This is a genomic window from Acidithiobacillus acidisediminis (genome assembly GCF_023277115.1).
Classification (GTDB): Bacteria; Pseudomonadota; Gammaproteobacteria; order Acidithiobacillales; family Acidithiobacillaceae; genus Igneacidithiobacillus; species Igneacidithiobacillus acidisediminis.
The window spans coordinates 1,309,683-1,326,793 of record NZ_JALQCS010000001.1 but is presented as its reverse complement, the minus strand read 5'-3'; the positions used below and the strand labels follow the sequence as shown (position 1 = coordinate 1,326,793).

15 protein-coding genes are annotated in these 17,111 nt (G+C 57.0%); 13 read left to right on the top strand and 2 right to left on the bottom strand.

Annotated features, from left to right (window positions below; genetic code table 11):
- Nucleotides 1–34 precede the first annotated feature (34 nt).
- Together lptG and lptF are read right to left on the bottom strand one after the other, a co-directional pair.
- Nucleotides 35–1,105, bottom strand: a complete 1,071-nt coding sequence (gene lptG / locus M5D89_RS06755) for an LPS export ABC transporter permease LptG (protein WP_248885070.1) — start codon at nucleotides 1,103–1,105, stop codon at nucleotides 35–37.
- Nucleotides 1,102–2,244 (bottom strand): LPS export ABC transporter permease LptF, encoded by a 1,143-nt coding sequence (lptF, locus tag M5D89_RS06750; RefSeq protein WP_248885069.1) that lies wholly within the window; start codon nucleotides 2,242–2,244, stop codon nucleotides 1,102–1,104. The genes lptG and lptF overlap by 4 nt, the downstream gene beginning before the upstream one ends.
- Before the next feature lie 95 nt (nucleotides 2,245–2,339).
- Between lptF and M5D89_RS06745 the strand changes: the two genes are divergently transcribed.
- The 13 genes from M5D89_RS06745 (at nucleotide 2,340) to soxA (ending at nucleotide 17,103) form a co-directional block, all read left to right on the top strand.
- Nucleotides 2,340–3,842 (top strand): leucyl aminopeptidase, encoded by a 1,503-nt coding sequence (locus tag M5D89_RS06745; protein WP_248885068.1) that lies wholly within the window; start codon nucleotides 2,340–2,342, stop codon nucleotides 3,840–3,842.
- A gap of 9 nt (nucleotides 3,843–3,851) precedes the next feature.
- Nucleotides 3,852–4,286: a DNA polymerase III subunit chi gene (locus M5D89_RS06740; RefSeq protein ID WP_248885067.1), complete on the top strand. Its 435-nt coding sequence runs from the start codon at nucleotides 3,852–3,854 to the stop codon at nucleotides 4,284–4,286.
- A 12-nt stretch (nucleotides 4,287–4,298) separates the two neighbouring features.
- A complete protein-coding gene (locus M5D89_RS06735; protein WP_248885066.1) occupies nucleotides 4,299–5,300 on the top strand; it encodes a DUF2339 domain-containing protein in 1,002 nt (333 codons plus the stop codon).
- 10 nt (nucleotides 5,301–5,310) lie between these two features.
- Nucleotides 5,311–8,130 (top strand): valine--tRNA ligase, encoded by a 2,820-nt coding sequence (locus M5D89_RS06730; protein WP_248885065.1) that lies wholly within the window; start codon nucleotides 5,311–5,313, stop codon nucleotides 8,128–8,130.
- Nucleotides 8,131–8,145: 15 nt separating this feature from the next.
- Entirely contained in the window at nucleotides 8,146–9,525 is a 1,380-nt protein-coding gene (gene nhaA / locus M5D89_RS06725; RefSeq protein ID WP_248885064.1) for a Na+/H+ antiporter NhaA, read from the top strand.
- Nucleotides 9,512–10,339: a carboxylating nicotinate-nucleotide diphosphorylase gene (gene nadC, locus M5D89_RS06720; RefSeq protein ID WP_248885063.1), complete on the top strand. Its 828-nt coding sequence runs from the start codon at nucleotides 9,512–9,514 to the stop codon at nucleotides 10,337–10,339. Before nhaA ends, nadC begins: the two co-directional genes overlap by 14 nt.
- A 74-nt stretch (nucleotides 10,340–10,413) precedes the next feature.
- A complete protein-coding gene (locus M5D89_RS06715; protein WP_248885062.1) occupies nucleotides 10,414–10,704 on the top strand; it encodes a high-potential iron-sulfur protein in 291 nt (96 codons plus the stop codon).
- Nucleotides 10,705–10,950: 246 nt separating this feature from the next.
- Nucleotides 10,951–11,469, top strand: a complete 519-nt coding sequence (locus M5D89_RS06710) for a DUF302 domain-containing protein (protein WP_248885061.1) — start codon at nucleotides 10,951–10,953, stop codon at nucleotides 11,467–11,469.
- 72 nt (nucleotides 11,470–11,541) lie between these two features.
- On the top strand, nucleotides 11,542–13,278 hold the full coding sequence (soxB, locus tag M5D89_RS06705) for a thiosulfohydrolase SoxB (protein WP_248885060.1): 1,737 nt from the start codon (nucleotides 11,542–11,544) through the stop codon (nucleotides 13,276–13,278).
- Nucleotides 13,279–13,290: 12 nt separating this feature from the next.
- Complete coding sequence (locus M5D89_RS06700; protein WP_248885059.1) at nucleotides 13,291–14,037, top strand: DUF2339 domain-containing protein; 747 nt, start codon at nucleotides 13,291–13,293, stop codon at nucleotides 14,035–14,037.
- Nucleotides 14,006–15,820, top strand: a complete 1,815-nt coding sequence (locus M5D89_RS06695) for a cytochrome c biogenesis protein ResB (RefSeq protein WP_248885058.1) — start codon at nucleotides 14,006–14,008, stop codon at nucleotides 15,818–15,820. The genes M5D89_RS06700 and M5D89_RS06695 overlap by 32 nt, the downstream gene beginning before the upstream one ends.
- Nucleotides 15,821–15,841: 21 nt before the next feature.
- Nucleotides 15,842–16,207, top strand: a complete 366-nt coding sequence (soxX, locus tag M5D89_RS06690) for a sulfur oxidation c-type cytochrome SoxX (protein ID WP_248885057.1) — start codon at nucleotides 15,842–15,844, stop codon at nucleotides 16,205–16,207.
- A 23-nt stretch (nucleotides 16,208–16,230) separates the two neighbouring features.
- On the top strand, nucleotides 16,231–17,103 hold the full coding sequence (gene soxA / locus M5D89_RS06685) for a sulfur oxidation c-type cytochrome SoxA (protein WP_248885056.1): 873 nt from the start codon (nucleotides 16,231–16,233) through the stop codon (nucleotides 17,101–17,103).
- Nucleotides 17,104–17,111 lie beyond the last annotated feature (8 nt).

The following is a 17,111-nucleotide window of genomic DNA, read 5'->3' as shown; positions in this document are numbered from 1 at the left end:
CAAGTGCAGCCCCACCTCTACGAGGTGGCGACGGTCACTGGTGGCGGACTTGCAGCCACCACGCCAAAGCGGCGAAAAGCGCTATCGGCACCAGGGTGGCAAGCGAAGGGGGTATGCCACCGGCAACGCTGATAAAACCAGACATCTGGGTGAGGAAGTGAAACGAGATACCCAGCGCCAAGCCTGCGGCAATCCAATAATATGCGCCACCAGTACGCGGATTACGGATGACCATCGGTACCACCAAAGCGATCATGATCAATCCCACCCAAGGATAGGTAATGCGCTGCCAGAAGGCCAAGGCGAAGCGATTCATGGCCAGAACCCCACCTTGCAAATCGCGATCGTTCCGCCATAGGGTCTGCAAAGTCATGGTACGGGTGTGATGGGTAAAACTGCGTAGCGTCTCTGGGTCCAACTGCACGTGCCAGGGGCGTTCGGTCTCCGCAAACGAGCGTATCGACTGATTGCCGATGTGATATTCGCGGAGATCCTGCAATACCCAGTGCCCCTGCCGGTATTCTGCCGTCTGCGCTTCGATTTCCTCCTCCATACCGCTCATGCCTGGCCGCGGATAGTAGACGTGAATCTGTCGTAACTGCTTGCCATTGCCGCTTACGGACTGAATGTGCAACAGCATTTGTCCTTGACGTAGCCATAACCCCCCGCTGCCAAACTCCTGGAAGCTATGCGTTCCCGCATTGGCCCATAGCATTTCCGAAGCGAGGGAGCTATACGGCACGATCCATTCACCCAGGACGAACATGAACACCGCAGCCAGCAGGCCAACACCGAACAAGGGACGTTGCAAGCGACCGAGAGACCAACCGGCCATGCGCAACGCGGTGATCTCGGAATGGGTATTCAACAGACTGATCCAGATCAGCGCACCAATCAACAACGCCAGAGGGATAACGGTGTAGGCAGTCTCCGGCATCTGTAACGCCACATAGCGAAACAACAAGCCCGTTGTCCAGTGCCCATGCCCTGGTCCGGATGCCTTGGCAATGATTTGTGCGACAAAAACCATGGCGAGCAGGACAAAGAGCACCAAATTGCTATAGAAGAGCATGCCACGAAAGAGCAGGGAGTCGGCACGTCTCATGGCAAAACCCCACGCAACCAGGCTGGCAGTAGCGGCAGGTCGGCCTGCCGGCGGTAGAACAGATAGCCCGCCAACACTGCAAGTAGAATCCAGGTCCAGAAGAGTCCGGGCACTGGTGCAATCTTGCCCTGAATCAGATTTTCCTTGAGCGCCACCAGAAGATTGTTTGCGCCCAGGAGCAACAGTATCCCCACGAGAATCCCTCCCGCGCGTCCAGGATGCCGCGGCTCAGCATAGGCCAGCGGAATCGCGAGAAGCACGATGACCGGAAGGAATAATGGCCAGAAAAATCGCCATTCCAGCTCGGCCATGGCGTGCATATGCGTATTTGGGCGCGCCAGCTCGGCAAACAACTGCACCAGCGGCATTGCGCTCCAGGACTGCCCACCGGCCGCACTTTGTTGCGGTGCGGCCAAGTCGACCCGGTAGCGCGCGAAGCTCCAAATCTTGTATCCCGGCTGACCGGGTTGGCCGAGATAGCGCTGACCATCAATCAGCAGCAACGAGACCCCCGCCTTCTTGTCGATCTGCACCTTGCCATAGGCGGCCGTTGCGTAGTCCGGCGCCCCCACATGCGATAGATCGATAAAGATTTCCTGATACCGATCTTTGTTCCCAGCCTCCTGACCCACGTAAATTACCCGTCCATCTGGAAGATGAGCAAAGCTACCCGGTTGAATCAGGGCTTGTGCAGCCGCCGCCGCCAAACGCGCACTTTCGTCCTGTAAATGTTGTTGCGAGGCAGGAGCCCACCAGAGCGCCAGACCAGCCTCCAGGAGAACGAGCACCAGAACGCTGGGCAAAAGGCCGAGCAGCAGCTTCTGCAAGCCAATACCCGCACCGTGAATGGCCATCATCTCGTTGTGTCGATAGAGATTGGCAAAGACCAAGTACACGGCAAAAAAGAGTGCCAATGGCAGCACAGTCACCAACAGGGTAGGAACGCTCAGGCCCAACAACTGCAGCACGACCCGCAGCGGCAGCTGTCCCGAAGCCACCTGTTGCAAGATCTGACTCAGCTGACCAATGGCGAGCAGGGACAGCACCACAGCACAGGCAATCCCAAAGTAGAGCAAGACAGAATGGCGGATATGACTGGTGATCTGTTCGCGCGACCACAGAGGTAAGCGAATATGCATCAAATCCCCTGCCGCGGCATTGGCCTGCAGGCGCGGCCCTGGTGTACCCTATGGAAATTCATATTTCGCCCTATGACAACGACCGGAGGCTGACAATGAAAATTAGCTTGGAACAGAACATCACCATAATGGATCCATGCGCCTGTCTGGTAATCGCCTGTCATGAACAAGGACAACGCACGGCGAACGCCCAAAAAATAGAGGAAAGCAGCGGCGGCTTCCTCAGCCGCTTCCTTGCCTCCGGCGATTTTACGGCGGAGCCGGGACAATGTCAGCTTCTTTATGGTGTCCCCGGCATTGGCGCCGAGCGACTCCTGCTGGTCGGCGTTGGCAGTGGGGAAAAACTGGCCGATGGCAAACTGCAGAAAGCGGCCCGCGCCCTGGGGCAAACCATCGCCAAGGCCCAGCTTACCAATGTCAGTCTCGCCCTTTGCGACGTATCCATCGCCCACCGCAGCATGTCAGAGGCGATGGAGATCTGGCTGCGCGGCATCCTCGATGCGCAGTACCGCTTCGATCAACACAAGAAGCCCGCAAAACACCCGCGGCGCAGCCTGGAGCAGATCCATGTCCTGCCAGCTCCGGAAAACAGCGCGACAAACCAGCAAGAAATGCAAGATGCCATAGCTACGGCACTGGCAATCAGCCAAGCGAATGATTGGGCCCGCGACCTCGCCAACCAGCCAGGCAACATCTGTACTCCCAGCTGGCTGGCCGAACAAGCCGTAAATATGGCGGCGCAACGGGGAATCGAATCCGAAGTCCTCGGCCCAGTGGAGATGGAGGAACTGGGCATGCACCTCCTTCTGGGGGTGGCGCAAGGCTCCCGCCAGGAGCCGCGCCTGATCGTCCTGCACTACCGCGGCGGCGCTGCAGATGCAGCGCCCATCGTGCTGGTGGGCAAAGGGCTGACCTTCGATGCCGGAGGGATCTCTCTCAAGCCAGCAGACAAGATGGATGAGATGAAATACGACATGTGCGGTGGCGCCGCGGCCCTGGCCGCCATCCAGGCCGCTGCCGATCTTGCTCTGCCGCTCAATATCACGGTGATCGTACCCGCCTCGGAAAATCTCCCCGACGGGCAGGCGACCAAACCTGGCGACATTCATCGCAGCATGGCCGGCCTCAGCGTCGAAATCATCAACACCGATGCCGAGGGGCGCCTGATTCTGGCTGATGCCCTGACCTATGCCAAACGCTTTCATCCCGACGTGGTCATCGACATGGCCACGCTCACCGGTGCTTGCATCATTGCCCTTGGTCATCAAACCGCTGCGGTACTGGGCAATCACGAGGGCCTGGTGGCCGAGCTCCTGCACGCCGGTCGGAGCAGTCAGGATCGTGCCTGGGAGTTACCCCTCTTCGAGGACTACCAGGAACAGCTGAAAAGCCCCTTCGCCGACCTTAGCAATGTGGGTGGACGACCCGCTGGCACCATTACGGCCGCCTGTTTTCTTTCCCGTTTTACGGAGGACTACCGCTGGGCGCATCTGGATATCGCCGGCGTCGCTTGGCAAAGCGGGGAGAACAAGGGTGCAACCGGTCGCCCCGTACCGCTCCTGGTGCATTTCCTGCGTCAGCGCGCCAAGGCGGTCTGAGCCGACATCATGTCGGGGACGGTCAACTTTTATCAGCTTCCTGCCCTGCCCCTGTCCGTGGTGGAGAGTCGGCGCGCGATTTGTCGGGTCATTGCCAAGGCGTGGCAGGTCCTGGGCCGTGTCGACGTCCTCGCCGCTAGCCCCGAGCTGCAGAAGAACTATGATGACCTGCTCTGGACCTTCCATGCTGGGGCCTTTCTCCCCCACGGCAGCACGATTCAGGAGCCCGTCTATCTGTTCTCCGATCCACAGCAGCGGCGCCCGGAGGCCCGCGCCCTGGTCCTGCTGGAATGGCCTGGAGAACTCCCCGCAATAGCGGATACGGTAGAGCGTCTCATCGACTTTATTCCCGCGGCCGAGGCAGATCGCGAAGCGGCGCGGAAACGCTACCGCCAGTGTAAGCAAGCGGGTTACAGTATCCAGATGTTCCCTTTGGAAGCTTGAGGAAAAATCTCCATGACCGCGCAAGATCGCCGTGAGCCCATATTGGATGAGCAGGAGATCCCCGACGGGGTGGAGCCTCTCCTCCTGCAAGATCTGGTACGCGAGGGTTTACCCCCACCCTTGTGGCGACGCTCAACAAAAGTTAGAGAGGAGGAAGCGACGGCAAAGGAAGAGGAGTTCCCTCCTTCCCCGCCCGATCCCGTGCCCGCAATCACTTCTGACATGGTGTTCACTGGCAGCATGACAAAAGTTGAGGATCTGCCTCCGCTCCCAGCTGATTCAGACCCAAACCCCGCAGTGATTCCCGTTGCTTCCGCCACGGTCTCTGGCGTAGAGGAGTTGGAAGCAGAGAAAAGCATGGAAGAGACGGAATTGGCGAAGGCCTTGGAGAAAATCCGCAAGATCTCCTTTCACTATCCCGCCGAAGAGGAAAAGGAAGAGCAGGCCGATGACCAACGGCCAGAGCCTCCCCTTGCTCCATCTGCGCCAGAAAATATGGCTCATGACGAGGCGGCGGCGGTCGAATCCCACGCGCCGATTTCATCCCTGGCGGCTGATCAGGAAACGACACAATATCCTGCAGCTCACGCAGAAACGCCGGCCGTCACTCAGGACGTGCCCGAGACAGAGCCCAGGCCGAAGGACAACCCGCAGCCAGAGGCCAGACAAGCAACTGCAACCCCGGCGAGTGGCGCACCCAGCGCCACGCCATCGCTGCTCGATGGCGAGTTCCTGCGCGAATTCGAGACCCTGCTGTTTCAAGAGGTCGAACGTCGAATCATCATCGAACTGGAAGAGAAAATTACCCAGCATCTGCAAAAGGCCTGGAAAGAGCAGGTAAGCTTGGCGATCATGCGCAGCCTGGCCCTGGAAGGTATTCGCCTACGCGAGACGGTAGCGCGCGAAATCCAGATGGCGGTACCGGAAATCCTTGCGCGCGTTCTCCATGAAGGGCTGGACGAAGCGCTGACCAGTAATCTCCCGGGGGATGCTCCTCCCTCGACCGCCCCGTAAGGAAGCCCCGATGTCTGACTCTCTCGACCGCCCCTACGCGCCGGCCGATATAGAAACTGCCTGTTACCAACGCTGGGAAGAACTCAGCATCTTTCCTCCCCGCGGCGACGGCGCCCCCTACTGCATCATGTTGCCTCCCCCCAACGTCACCGGCACCTTGCACATGGGACATGCCTTTCAGGATACCCTCATGGATATCCTCATCCGGCGCGCCCGGATGCAGGGTAAGAGGACCTTGTGGCAACCCGGCACGGACCACGCCGGGATTGCCACCCAGATGTTGGTGGAGCGCCGCCTGGAGGCAGAAGGACAGAAGCGGCACGAACTGGGACGCAGCTCCTTCCTGACCAAGGTCTGGCAGTGGAAGGAGGAGTCCGGGGGCAAGATCAGCCAGCAGATGCGGCGCCTCGGCGCCTCCTGCGACTGGTCGCGGGAACGGTTTACGCTGGATGAAGGGCTCTCCCACGCGGTAACGGAAGTCTTTGTGCGCCTGCATGAGGATGGCTTGATCTATCGTGGCAAACGCCTGGTCAACTGGGACCCCGTCCTGCAAACGGCGGTCTCCGATCTCGAAGTGTTGAGCACTGAGGAGGCCGGGCATCTTTGGCACATCCGCTACGCGCTGAGCGATGGCTCCAGCAGTCTGGTGGTCGCCACCACTCGGCCAGAAACCCTGCTCGGTGACGTGGCGGTAGCGGTGCATCCAGAAGATGAACGCTATCAAGGCCTGATCGGCAAAACCTTGCGTCTGCCTCTCACCGGACGGGAAATTCCCATCATCGCCGATGACTATGTGGAGAAGGATTTCGGCTCCGGCTGCGTCAAGATCACCCCGGCCCACGATTTCAACGATTATCAGGTAGGGCAACGCCACCATCTGCCTCTGCTCAACATTTTTACCCCCGATGCGCATATTCGGGACGATATCGAGGTGGTAAGCGGGGCAATCAATGACACGCAAATCCCCGCCGAGCTGCGCGGTCTGGACCGCTACGCCGCACGCAAGCGGCTTATCGCGCTGCTGGAGGCGCAGGGTAGCCTGGTGCGCACGGAGGATCATCGTCTCATGATTCCCCGTGGCGATCGCTCCCAAGCGGTAATCGAACCCTATCTGACGGATCAGTGGTACGTTCGCGTCGCGCCCTTGGCAGAGAAGGCAACCCAGGTCGTGCGCGCGGGCAAGATCCGCTTCTTGCCTGAGAACTGGACACGCACCTATTACGACTGGATGGAACGCATCGAGGACTGGTGTATCTCACGCCAGCTTTGGTGGGGACATCAGATTCCGGCCTGGTACGGCCCGGATGGCAAAATCTTCGTTGCCCGCAGCGACGAAGAGGCACATCGGGCAGCGGCGGCCCACTATGGCATGCCGGTCTCCCTTGAGCGTGATCCCGACGTCCTCGACACTTGGTTCAGCTCCGCATTGTGGCCCTTCACTACCCTTGGATGGCCGGACGAAACCCCTGAATTGCAGACGTTCTACCCGACCTCCGTACTGGTCACCGGCTTCGACATCATCTTCTTCTGGGTAGCCCGGATGATCATGATGGGCCTGCACTTCACCGGTGAGGTCCCCTTTCGCGAGGTCTACGTACATGGCCTCATCCTCGATGGGGAAGGGCAGAAAATGAGCAAGTCCAAGGGCAATGTCCTCGACCCGATCGATCTGATCGACGGCATTGAGGCGGAAGCCTTGGTCAGCAAGCGTACCCAGGGGCTGATGCAGCCGCAGATGGCGGAAAAGATCGCCAAGGCAACGCGCAAGGACTTTCCCACCGGCATCCCCGCCTACGGCACCGATGCCCTGCGCTTCAGCTTCGCCAGCGTCGCCACCCAGGGCCGCGACCTGCGCTTTGACCTCAAGCGCGTGGAGGGCAACCGCAATTTCTGCAACAAGATCTGGAATGCCACCCGCTTTGCCCTGATGCAGGTGCCCGACGATGCCGAGCTGAGCGGAGAACGGCAGCTCCTGCCTCCCGAGCGTTGGATCATTGGCCGTTTGCAGGAGGCAGAGGCGAACGTTAACGAGGCCATCGACCAATACCGCTTTGCCGATGCCGCGCAGGCGATCTACCACTTCTTCTGGGACGATTACTGCGACTGGTATATCGAACTCAGCAAGACGGTACTGCGTCCGGACTCGGGCTTTTCTGCGGTGGAAATTCGCGGCAGCCGCCATACCCTGTTGGCTGTCCTCGAGGCGGCTTTGCGACTGGCGCACCCCTTCCTGCCCTTCCTCAGCGAAACCCTGTGGCAGCGTGTAGCGCCGCGCTTGGGCAAGGCCGGGGACAGCATCGCCCTGGCGCCCTACCCCATTGCCGACCCCAGCCGTTGCGACGCAGAGGCGGATGCAGATCTGGCCTGGCTGATGGGTTTTGTCGGTGCCCTGCGGTCCATCCGCGGTGAGATGGACATCGCGCCCAACCGCACGCTCCCGGTGCTTTTACAGGGAGGCAGCCGTGCCGACCGGGAGCGTCTGTCTCACCTGCTTCCCTGGCTGCAACAGTTGGCCCGTTGTGACGAGCCGACCTGGTTGGCGCCGGAGCAGGATGCACCGCCGGCGGCTCTGCAATTACTGGGGGATCTGCAGATCCTCGTGCCCCTGGCGGGCCTGATTGATGTCGAGGCGGAGCGCCAACGCCTCGCCAAGGAAGAGGCCCGCCTGCGGGCAGAACAGGAAAAGGTTACGGCGCGTCTCGGCCAAGCCAGCTTCCGCGAGCGGGCGCCCGCAGAGGTGGTAGCCCGCGAGGAGGCAAGGGTCGAGGAATTGCGCTCTGCGTTGGAAGAACTGGCCAAGCAGCGCACACGCCTGGCCGAGATCGCCTGAGGCAGCAGGCCGAACATGGGTGCGCAGCGCAGAACACCTTTTCCTCAGGATCGTCCTTATCCTCTGGAAATTCTCTTCGGCAAACTCCTGACCCCCTTCGAGCAATTTCTGCGCCGGGCGACGGCGGGGGGAATGGTGCTCATTGGCGTCACCATCCTGACCCTGATCCTCAGCAACTCGGCTCTCCAGGGTGCATACCAGCATTTCTGGCACCAGCATTTTGTTGTGCAACTCGGTGCCTGGCGCCTGGATCACGACCTACAGGAATGGGTCAACGATGCCTTTATGGCGATCTTTTTCTTCGTCGTCGGCCTGGAGCTCAAGCGCGAACTGTTGGTCGGCGAACTGGCGCAGCTGCGCGATGCGATACTGCCCATCGTCGCCGCTGCAGGTGGGATGCTCGCGCCGGCACTCCTCTATTCCGCCTTGAATTTCCATGGCAGTGGGCATGCGGGATGGGGCATACCCATGGCCACGGACATCGCCTTCGCCATCGGCATCCTGGTGCTTCTGGCGTGGCGCATACCGCGCAATCTGATCATCTTCCTCACCGCCCTGGCCATTGCCGATGATCTCGGCGCAGTGCTGGTCATTGCCGTATTTTATACCGCGCATCTGGATTGGTGGGCGCTCGCCATGGCGGGGGTCGTATTCCTTTCCCTCCTCTTGCTCAACCAAAGTGGGATTCGTCGTCCTCTCCCCTACCTTTTGCTCGGCGCAGTCCTGTGGTACTTCCTGCTGGTTTCTGGCGTCCACGCGGCGGTCGCTGGGATTTTGCTGGCCCTCACCCTCCCCGCTCGTGGCTGTGTCAGTCCAGAACAATTACGCGCCACGTTACGGGAGCAAGGAGAAGACCTGGCCAGCCTGTTACAGGAGGAGAAATCCTTTGATCCCATGGTCAATCCCAAACTCCTACATCTGGCCAACGAACTGCGTCGCCACAGCCGGGAAATGATCGCACCGCAGCAAAGACTGGAAGAAACCATCAGCCCGTGGGTTACGTTTGGCGTGTTACCTCTGTTCGCCCTCGCCAACGCCGGCGTCGATTTTTCCGCGCTCAGCGGGGATATGCTCTGGAGTTCGGTGACGCTGGGCATCAGCCTGGGCCTGGTCATCGGCAAATTCCTTGGCATCAGCCTCAGTAGTTGGCTGGCCATTCGGCTGCGCATCGCCCAGCTTCCGCACGGGGTAGCATGGCGTCATCTACTCGGCGCCGCCTGGCTGGGCGGCATCGGCTTTACCATGTCGTTGTTCATCAGCCAACTGGCGTTTACCCAAGCGGCACTGCGGGAAGAGGCCAAGGTCGGCATTCTGCTTGCCTCGCTGCTGGCTGGTATCATCGGTCTTGTCTGGCTATGGATCGCAAGTGAAAGGAAAGAACATGCTCCCTGCTGATCTCGATGCGACGGTTGCGCGGGCCCTGAGCGAGGACCTGGGCAGTGGCGATCTGAGTGCTGCGCTCATCGATCCGGGCCGAGAACTCCAAGCGCGGATCATCAGCCGCGACAACGGAATCCTCTGCGGACAGCCCTATGCCGAGGCGGTCTTTGCACAGCTCTGCAGCGGGCTGCAGATCCACTGGCGTATCGGAGAGGGTGAACGAATCTCCGCCAATCAAGAATTGTGCAGCCTCCATGGCCCCGCCGCAGCGCTTCTCAGTGGCGAGCGCAGCGCATTGAATTTCCTGCAGTTACTCTCTGCGACAGCAACCCAGACCCAGGCCTTCGTGGAAGCCATGCAGGGCAGTACAACGCGCCTCCTGGATACCCGGAAAACCTTGCCTGGTCTGCGCTTGGCGCAAAAATACGCGGTTCGCGTCGGGGGCGGGAACAACCATCGTCTCGGCCTTTTCGATGGTATTCTGATCAAGGAAAATCATATTGCCGCCATTGGCGGGATCCGCGCTGCGATTACCCGAGCACGAACCCTGGCGCCGGTGCTTACGCGTATCGAAGTCGAAGTGGAAACCCTGGAGCAACTGGAAGAAGCCGTGAGCGCTGGCGCGGATATGGTGCTTCTCGACAATTTTTCCCTGGCCACCTTGCGTGAGGCGGTGCAATGGGTCGCCGGGCGCATTCCCCTCGAGGCATCGGGGAATATCTCGCTGGCGACAGTGGCCAGCGTCGCGGCGACTGGGGTCGATTATCTTTCGGTGGGCAGCATCACCCGCAACGTCCAAAGCTTGGATCTGTCGCTCCGCTATCTCTGACAGCAAGGTATACAAATTGCTACCGACTTTGGGTATAGTCGGATTGCCTTGTTCACCCACAACAGGAGATACGTATGAGTACGGAAACCCCAAAGATGAATCGCCGCGACTGGCTGCGCAAGAGCGCACTCTTCATTGGTGCTGCAAGTGTCGCCCCTCTGGTGTTTACCAGTCCGGCGGAAGCGGCAGACAAAATGGCCAAAAGCGCCGTCAACTACCGCGCTAAGCCCAAGGGTTCGGAAATGTGTAGTAACTGCAAACTCTTCCTCCCTGGCCCAACACCCACCGCCGACGGTGCGTGCAAGGCCGTTGCTGGCAAGATCGATCCCAAGGGCTGGTGCGACATCTACGTCCCCAAAGCCTGAACCCGTTGGGCCGCAAACTGCGGCCCAATTGTTCCCCCCGCTGGTCCCTACTGTTCCATTTTGCCCATCCCCTACCCGAAAACTCCGTCTTCTCCAGCACCCCCCTTCTTCGGACTTTTCTGCTTGCCAACCCTGTCTTTCTAATTTTTCTGCAGGTTACCACCGCGCAGAGAAGGTTCGTTCACACCTAACTCTTTACGGCATACATATTGCTACAGACTTTGCGTTAGCCCGTTTGGAGTCATTATGAAGAAAATCCCCATCCTTCTTCCCGCACTGTGCACTGTCTTTGCGGCGGTCCAGGCCTATGCCGCTCCCCTCTACGTCGAGAAGGTGGACCTACCCGTCCAAAGCACCATGTCGGAGATCAACAGCAACCTTCATGCTGCCGGTTATAAGATCGTCCTCAAGCTCAACATTCTCAAGCTCGTCCGGGCGCAACAAAAAACGTTAAAAATACCGGATTTTGATGCGGTGCATTTCACCGATGTCCGTGCGTTGGTCTTTTGTAACCCTTATGACTTCAGCAAATTACTCAACACCTACTGGCCCAGTGCAGCCGCCTGCCCCTTGAATCTGACGGTATTTGGACGCGGACAGAGCAGCTATATCGTCTATGGTGAACGAATCGCCTACGCCGGCAATTCTGCTGCCAACAAAAAGGTCACGACCAGTGTTGACCAGGGAGTCATCAAGGCCTTGCAACAAATTCCCATGTCTCGGGTGCTACACAAAATTCCGGATTGGGTTGCACCAGCAACGTAATTTGGGCTGAGAACCTTCCCTCGCCGCCTCAGACAGGCGAGTTTATCAAATCATGAAGAGGAGTCTCCATTAATGAACCTTAGCCGCAGAGATTTCATGTCCATCATGGGTATCGCCGGTGCCAGCGGATTTCTGGCACCGACAGCCCTCGCCTCCAGCTGGGGGGATGGTAAAGACCCCTACGACATCCCCAAATATGGCAACGTTACCCTATTGCACATCACCGACACCCACGCTCAGCTTCTGCCGGTCTGGTGGCGCGAACCGGGTACCAACATCGGCACCCGGCAACAACATGAATGGGGTGTCACGCCGCATCGAGTAGGCAATTTCAAGTTGGACTACTATGGAATCAAGGCGGGAACGCCGGAGGGCTACGCCCTGTCCTGCCTGGACTTCGACACCATGGCGCACAAATACGGCAAGATCGGTGGCTACGCCCATATTGCCACGCTGGTAAAGCGCTACCGCGAGCAGGTTGGCGCTGATCGTACCTTACTCTTTGATGGTGGCGATGCGTGGCAAGGCTCGGCGACCAGCCTCTGGACCCGCGGGGAAGATATGGTCGGAGCGCAGAATCTGCTTAAGGAAGACTATTTTGTTGGGCACTGGGAATTCACCTACGGGGCGGAACGGGTGGAATATCTCCTCAAGCACAAGTTGAAGGCAAAATTTCTCTCGCAAAATGTCTTCACGACTCCTTGGGATGAACCGGTCTTTGACCCTTATGACATCCGTGAAATCAATGGTGTGAAGGTCGCGGTGATTGGCCAGTCCTTCCCTTTTACGCCGATTGCCAATCCGGCCTATTTCACTCCCAAGTGGGCCTTTGGCATTCATCCAGAACATATGCAAAAAATGGTGAATGAATGCCGAGAAAAGCATCATGCCGATGTTGTTGTGGTGCTCTCGCACAATGGTGCCGATGTCGACAAGAAAATGGCATCCCAGGTGCATGGCATTGACATCATTCTAGGTGGACATACCCACGAAATCATGGGCCCGAAGCCGGTGATGGTGAACAAGACCATCATCGTCAATACCAGCACCAACGGTAAGTTCATGGCCCGCTTTGATTTAGACGTCGCCAAGGGGCGTCTGCGCGGCTGGCGTTTTTATTATCTGCCCATCCTGTCGAACATGATTCCTGCCGACAAGGAAATGAGCGATTATATCGAGAAAGTTCGTGCACCCTACGCAGAAAAACTGGCCGAGCCAATGGCAGTTACGGAGAGCCTGCTGTACCGGCGGGACAATTTCAATGGCTCCTTCGATCAATTGATCTGTAATGCGTTGCGTGAAGAAATGGATTGTGAGGCAGCGTTCTCGCCAGGATTCCGCTGGGGCTACACCAAACTTCCCGGCGAGACCATCACCATGGAAGACGTCATGGGCCAAACGGCAATCACCTACCCACAGGTCACCGTGACCGAGTACACCGGTGCGGAACTGAAGAATGTCATGGAGCAGGTGGCCGACAATCTCTTCAATCCGGATCCCTACTACATTCAGGGTGGCGACATGATCCGGGTAGGAAACATCCAATATACCTTTAACCCCGCAGAAACAATTGACAAACGCATCTCTGATCTGCGGGTTGGCGGAAAACTCGTCCACGCGAGCAAGAAATACAAGGTTGCTGGTTGGGCAGCCATGCAGAAAGTTGAGGGTACACCGGTATGGGATATCTTTGCCCGCTGGCTCAAGGCCAAGAAGACCGTGCGTGTGGATCATCGCGATTTACCCGTGCTCACCAAAAATATGACGGGCAATCCGGGCATCGCCTTTCCCAAGGAATATGACCTCTGACGGAGACCTTGCATGAAACTCCTACCCGATCTGCCGGTCATCGAAAAGCTACTATACACCGGCTTTATTTTTCTCGTAGGGCTGGGTCTCCTTTCTGCCGAGGCCTATACCTACTTTACCATTCAAGGTGTAGATGGAAAACCGGGCATCTCCATGCAGGATCTGGTCGTGCATTACTATGGCAACCGGAGTTCGAGCAAACTGCAATCCATGCTTCCGACGATGATGTCGATGGCACAGGTTCCAGCCCAGGAAAAGCCAAAAATGGTTGCCGCAGTCAATCACTGGATTGCCAATGGCGAAAGCCGTAGCGATTACGAAAAGAATGTGCGCCCATTGATCAATGCTTCTTGCCTCAAATGTCATACCATAGGCATGCCGAATATTGGCACCTTCGATCTTCTAAAAACTCAGGCCAAGGTCGATATGGGGATGCCTTACTCCGCCATGCTGATGAATGGAATGATCCATTTGACGACTCTCGGAGTAATTTTTCTGCTTGCCGGATGGATCTTTCTCAGAACCCGATCGTCCAAAGGAGTAAAGATATTTTTTGTTGCTATTCCCTTTCTCGCATTTTTTATCGACTTCGCTGGTTGGTTTCTCACCAAACAGAGTCCAGATTTTGTCTGGCTGGTACTGATTGGCGGGATTTTTTCGTGCCCCGTAGTATTGCTCGGTATGGCCATCAGCCTCTATCAAATCTGGCTCCTTAAAGGTTCTGAGCATGGCGATCGAACACAGCCCCTCACTCCCTGAGCGCTACCGCCGACGTCCGTGGAGCGCCAGCGCCCGCCTGATCTGGCAGGCGTTGGTTTCCATGCGTCTGGCAGTCCATCTGCTGCTTTTTGTGGCCATTACCTCCATCATCGGCACCATTTTGCAGCAACAGGTCAGTTATCATCAGTATGTGGCGCAATTTGGGCCGTTCTGGTATCGGGTCTTTGCCGATCTGGATCTTTACGATGTGTATCGTTGCGGTTGGTACATCGGTCTGGTCGCATTCTTGGTACTTTCCACCGCCTCGTGCGTCACCCGCAACACCCCGACCATGCTGCGCGACATGGCGGCGCCGAAGCGCGCTCCAGGCGACAAATTTTTGCAGGGTCGACAGGAGCAAGCCGCCCTGACAGTTTCTGAGGACTCTGCTTCGATCAACCATTGGGAGAAGATCTTACGCGAGCGCGGCTATCACACCCAGCAGTTACCCCAGAAGGATTCCGGTGTGTTGCTGTTTGCACAGAAGGGACGATTCTATCGCTTTGGCTATCTGTTTACCCATTTTGCGATCATCCTGTTTTGTGCCGGCGCATTGTACAATGCCAATCTACCGTTAAAGATACGGGAGTGGCTAGGCAGCGTTCGACCCCTACATAATTTTTCCCGACCCTTGGAAAAAATCCCGCAGAGACATTGGCTGCCCGCTGACGATAGCGCCTTTCGTGGCATCATCAGTATCCCGGTTGGACAAAGTGTGAATGCCATGTTCGAGTTGGTCGGCGACGGCTTTCTGGTACAACGATTGCCTTTTACGCTACACCTCGACCACTTCACCATTACCCATTATCGCAATGGCATCGCCAAGAGTTTCATTTCCCGAATTTCGCTGTATAACGACCACGGGAAACTCTTGCATCGCGGCATCGCCTATCCCAATCATCCGCTAACTTACGATGGCGTTAGCATCTACCAGACTTCCTATAGCGATGCAGAATCGCAGCTGGTTTTTCAAAGTCGTTCCTTGGTGGATCCGGGCCTTGCTGCCAACGCCTTCACCGCACGGGTCGGCCAGAACTTGCAAGCCGGCAGTAGCAATTATCAATTGACGGTAGAAAAATTAAAAATAAATAATACGATTCCTCGTACCGATCTTGGAATTCCAGAGCAGCCGGGCCACAGCATGATCAACGTTGGCCCCATCGTCCGCTACCAGGTAACGGATCGCAAAACCGGCGAAATTTGGATCTACAAAAGTTATCTTCGCGCCCTTCGTCGTCACGGTGAGGATTTCCTGCTTCTTGCCTACCATCGACAGGGCACGAGGACTGAACAGTACCTTGCTATCCCGGAGGGGCCGCATGGCAATATCAGCCTCTTTGTCCATTATCTGGGTGCCCTGGAAACTGCAGCGGCGCAGGGTGCCGAGGCCAGCCCCCGCATATTTCGCCAGATCCTGACGCGGGTCACCACGGACCAAGGCACAAGTCTGACCACAGTGCAGAAAGACCGTTTTCTGCACGCCAGCCTGATTGCGCTCCACAGCCTGCATGATTACCCGCTCCCATTTCTGGTCACCTTGCATCATCTCGATCTGCGCTGGTCTGCTGGGCTGGAAATGACCAAGTATCCCGGCATGCAAATTGTCTATGGGTCCTGTTTCTTACTAGTAGGTGGCATCTTTATTCTCTTTTATGTACCGCGGAAACGTTTGTGGATTCGGAAACAGGGAAATCAGCAATTTCAAATCAGTGGCGACAGTTCACGCAACCAAGAGGATTTTCATCAGGAATTTCTCGGCATCGCCGAGGAGCTCCAGCCCTGACCGTAGCAAAAGGAGATCACCATGTACCGTCACAACGCTCGCATCTTGCTCTTATTGGGGGCCATTGCTCTCCCAACGGCAGCCTTTGCCGCACCCAGCGCCGCCGATATCGCCGCCGGAAAATCCATTGCCTTCAATCGTAGCGAGGGCAATTGCCTCGCCTGCCACGTCCTGCCCGGTGGCACGATGGCGGGTGACGTGGGGCCGGATTTGAGTCACTTTCCCTATACAGTCGTTTTCCATACTCGGCAAAAACTGGTGAATTTTATTTATGATCCGGAAAAGGCAATTCCGCACATCAATATGCCACAATTTGGCAAGAACAAGGTGCTCAGTCATCACCAGATCGAGTTGGTTGCGGATTATCTCTGGTCTCTACAGAAATAAATCAACCCAGAAGGAGAAACCACATGAAATACACAAAACGCATATTGACAATCAGCCTTGGCCTAGCTCTGAGCAGCGCAGCGATATCCGCCAATGCCATCGATTGGTGGCAACTGGGGAACACCAAAGTAGGCCCACAAAAAACCCTCCAGGAAGTTCACCAATATTTCAAAGAACAATTCCCGAAGATGACCCTCGCACAATACGCCTTGGGCAGCTATGCCTTCAACAAGCAGGCCTATCAACAGTATCAAGAGGCAATACAGTTCAATCCTGGCGACCTAACCTTATCGCAAGGAAAGGCTTTATGGAACAAAAAATTTCCCGATGGTAAGACCTATTCCTCTTGTTTTGCGAATGGTGGCAAAGGTGTGGCTGCTGGATTTCCCTACTATGATAATAAGACGCACCAGGTTGTAACATCCGCGATGCGTATCAATGCCTGTCGCGTAGAAAATCATCTGGCACCATTAAAATATGGCAGCTCGCCGCTCATCGCCCTGCAAACCTATTTTGGTTCTCTGTCCAATGGCATGCCTACCGATGTGAAAGTTGCTGGGCCAGGCGCGGTGGCCGCCTTCGAAGAGGGGAAGGCCTATTACTTCATGCGTCGTGGACAACTGAATTTCAGTTGTGCCAGTTGTCATATTGCTTACGCTGGAAAATATCTCCGCGCGCAAATCATTTCCCCGCTGCTTGGACAAAATGCCCATTATCCTACCTACAGATCTGCGTGGGGTGCAGTCAACACTTTTCAAAAGCGCTTCATGGGATGTGACAAAAAGGTCGGCGCTGCGCCGCAGAAATTGCAGAGTTCGGAATATCGCGATCTGGACTACTTCATGACCTATATCGACAATGGGGTCAAAATCAATGTGCCGGGCTATCGGCCTTGAGGAGGCGT

What these genes read in the sequence shown, in the direction of transcription:
- M5D89_RS06710 (WP_248885061.1), top strand. Translation starts at nt 10,951, where the DNA reads ATGAAGAAAATCCCCATCCTTCTTCCCGCACTGTGCACTGTCTTTGCG.
- M5D89_RS06700 (WP_248885059.1), top strand. Translation starts at nt 13,291, where the DNA reads ATGAAACTCCTACCCGATCTGCCGGTCATCGAAAAGCTACTATACACC.
- M5D89_RS06735 (WP_248885066.1), top strand. Translation starts at nt 4,299, where the DNA reads ATGACCGCGCAAGATCGCCGTGAGCCCATATTGGATGAGCAGGAGATC.
- M5D89_RS06740 (WP_248885067.1), top strand. Translation starts at nt 3,852, where the DNA reads ATGTCGGGGACGGTCAACTTTTATCAGCTTCCTGCCCTGCCCCTGTCC.
- lptG (WP_248885070.1), bottom strand. Translation starts at nt 1,105, where the DNA reads ATGAGACGTGCCGACTCCCTGCTCTTTCGTGGCATGCTCTTCTATAGC.
- soxB (WP_248885060.1), top strand. Translation starts at nt 11,542, where the DNA reads ATGAACCTTAGCCGCAGAGATTTCATGTCCATCATGGGTATCGCCGGT.
- M5D89_RS06695 (WP_248885058.1), top strand. Translation starts at nt 14,006, where the DNA reads ATGGCGATCGAACACAGCCCCTCACTCCCTGAGCGCTACCGCCGACGT.
- nadC (WP_248885063.1), top strand. Translation starts at nt 9,512, where the DNA reads ATGCTCCCTGCTGATCTCGATGCGACGGTTGCGCGGGCCCTGAGCGAG.
- soxX (WP_248885057.1), top strand. Translation starts at nt 15,842, where the DNA reads ATGTACCGTCACAACGCTCGCATCTTGCTCTTATTGGGGGCCATTGCT.
- nhaA (WP_248885064.1), top strand. Translation starts at nt 8,146, where the DNA reads ATGGGTGCGCAGCGCAGAACACCTTTTCCTCAGGATCGTCCTTATCCT.
- lptF (WP_248885069.1), bottom strand. Translation starts at nt 2,244, where the DNA reads ATGCATATTCGCTTACCTCTGTGGTCGCGCGAACAGATCACCAGTCAT.
- M5D89_RS06745 (WP_248885068.1), top strand. Translation starts at nt 2,340, where the DNA reads ATGAAAATTAGCTTGGAACAGAACATCACCATAATGGATCCATGCGCC.
- M5D89_RS06730 (WP_248885065.1), top strand. Translation starts at nt 5,311, where the DNA reads ATGTCTGACTCTCTCGACCGCCCCTACGCGCCGGCCGATATAGAAACT.
- M5D89_RS06715 (WP_248885062.1), top strand. Translation starts at nt 10,414, where the DNA reads ATGAGTACGGAAACCCCAAAGATGAATCGCCGCGACTGGCTGCGCAAG.
- soxA (WP_248885056.1), top strand. Translation starts at nt 16,231, where the DNA reads ATGAAATACACAAAACGCATATTGACAATCAGCCTTGGCCTAGCTCTG.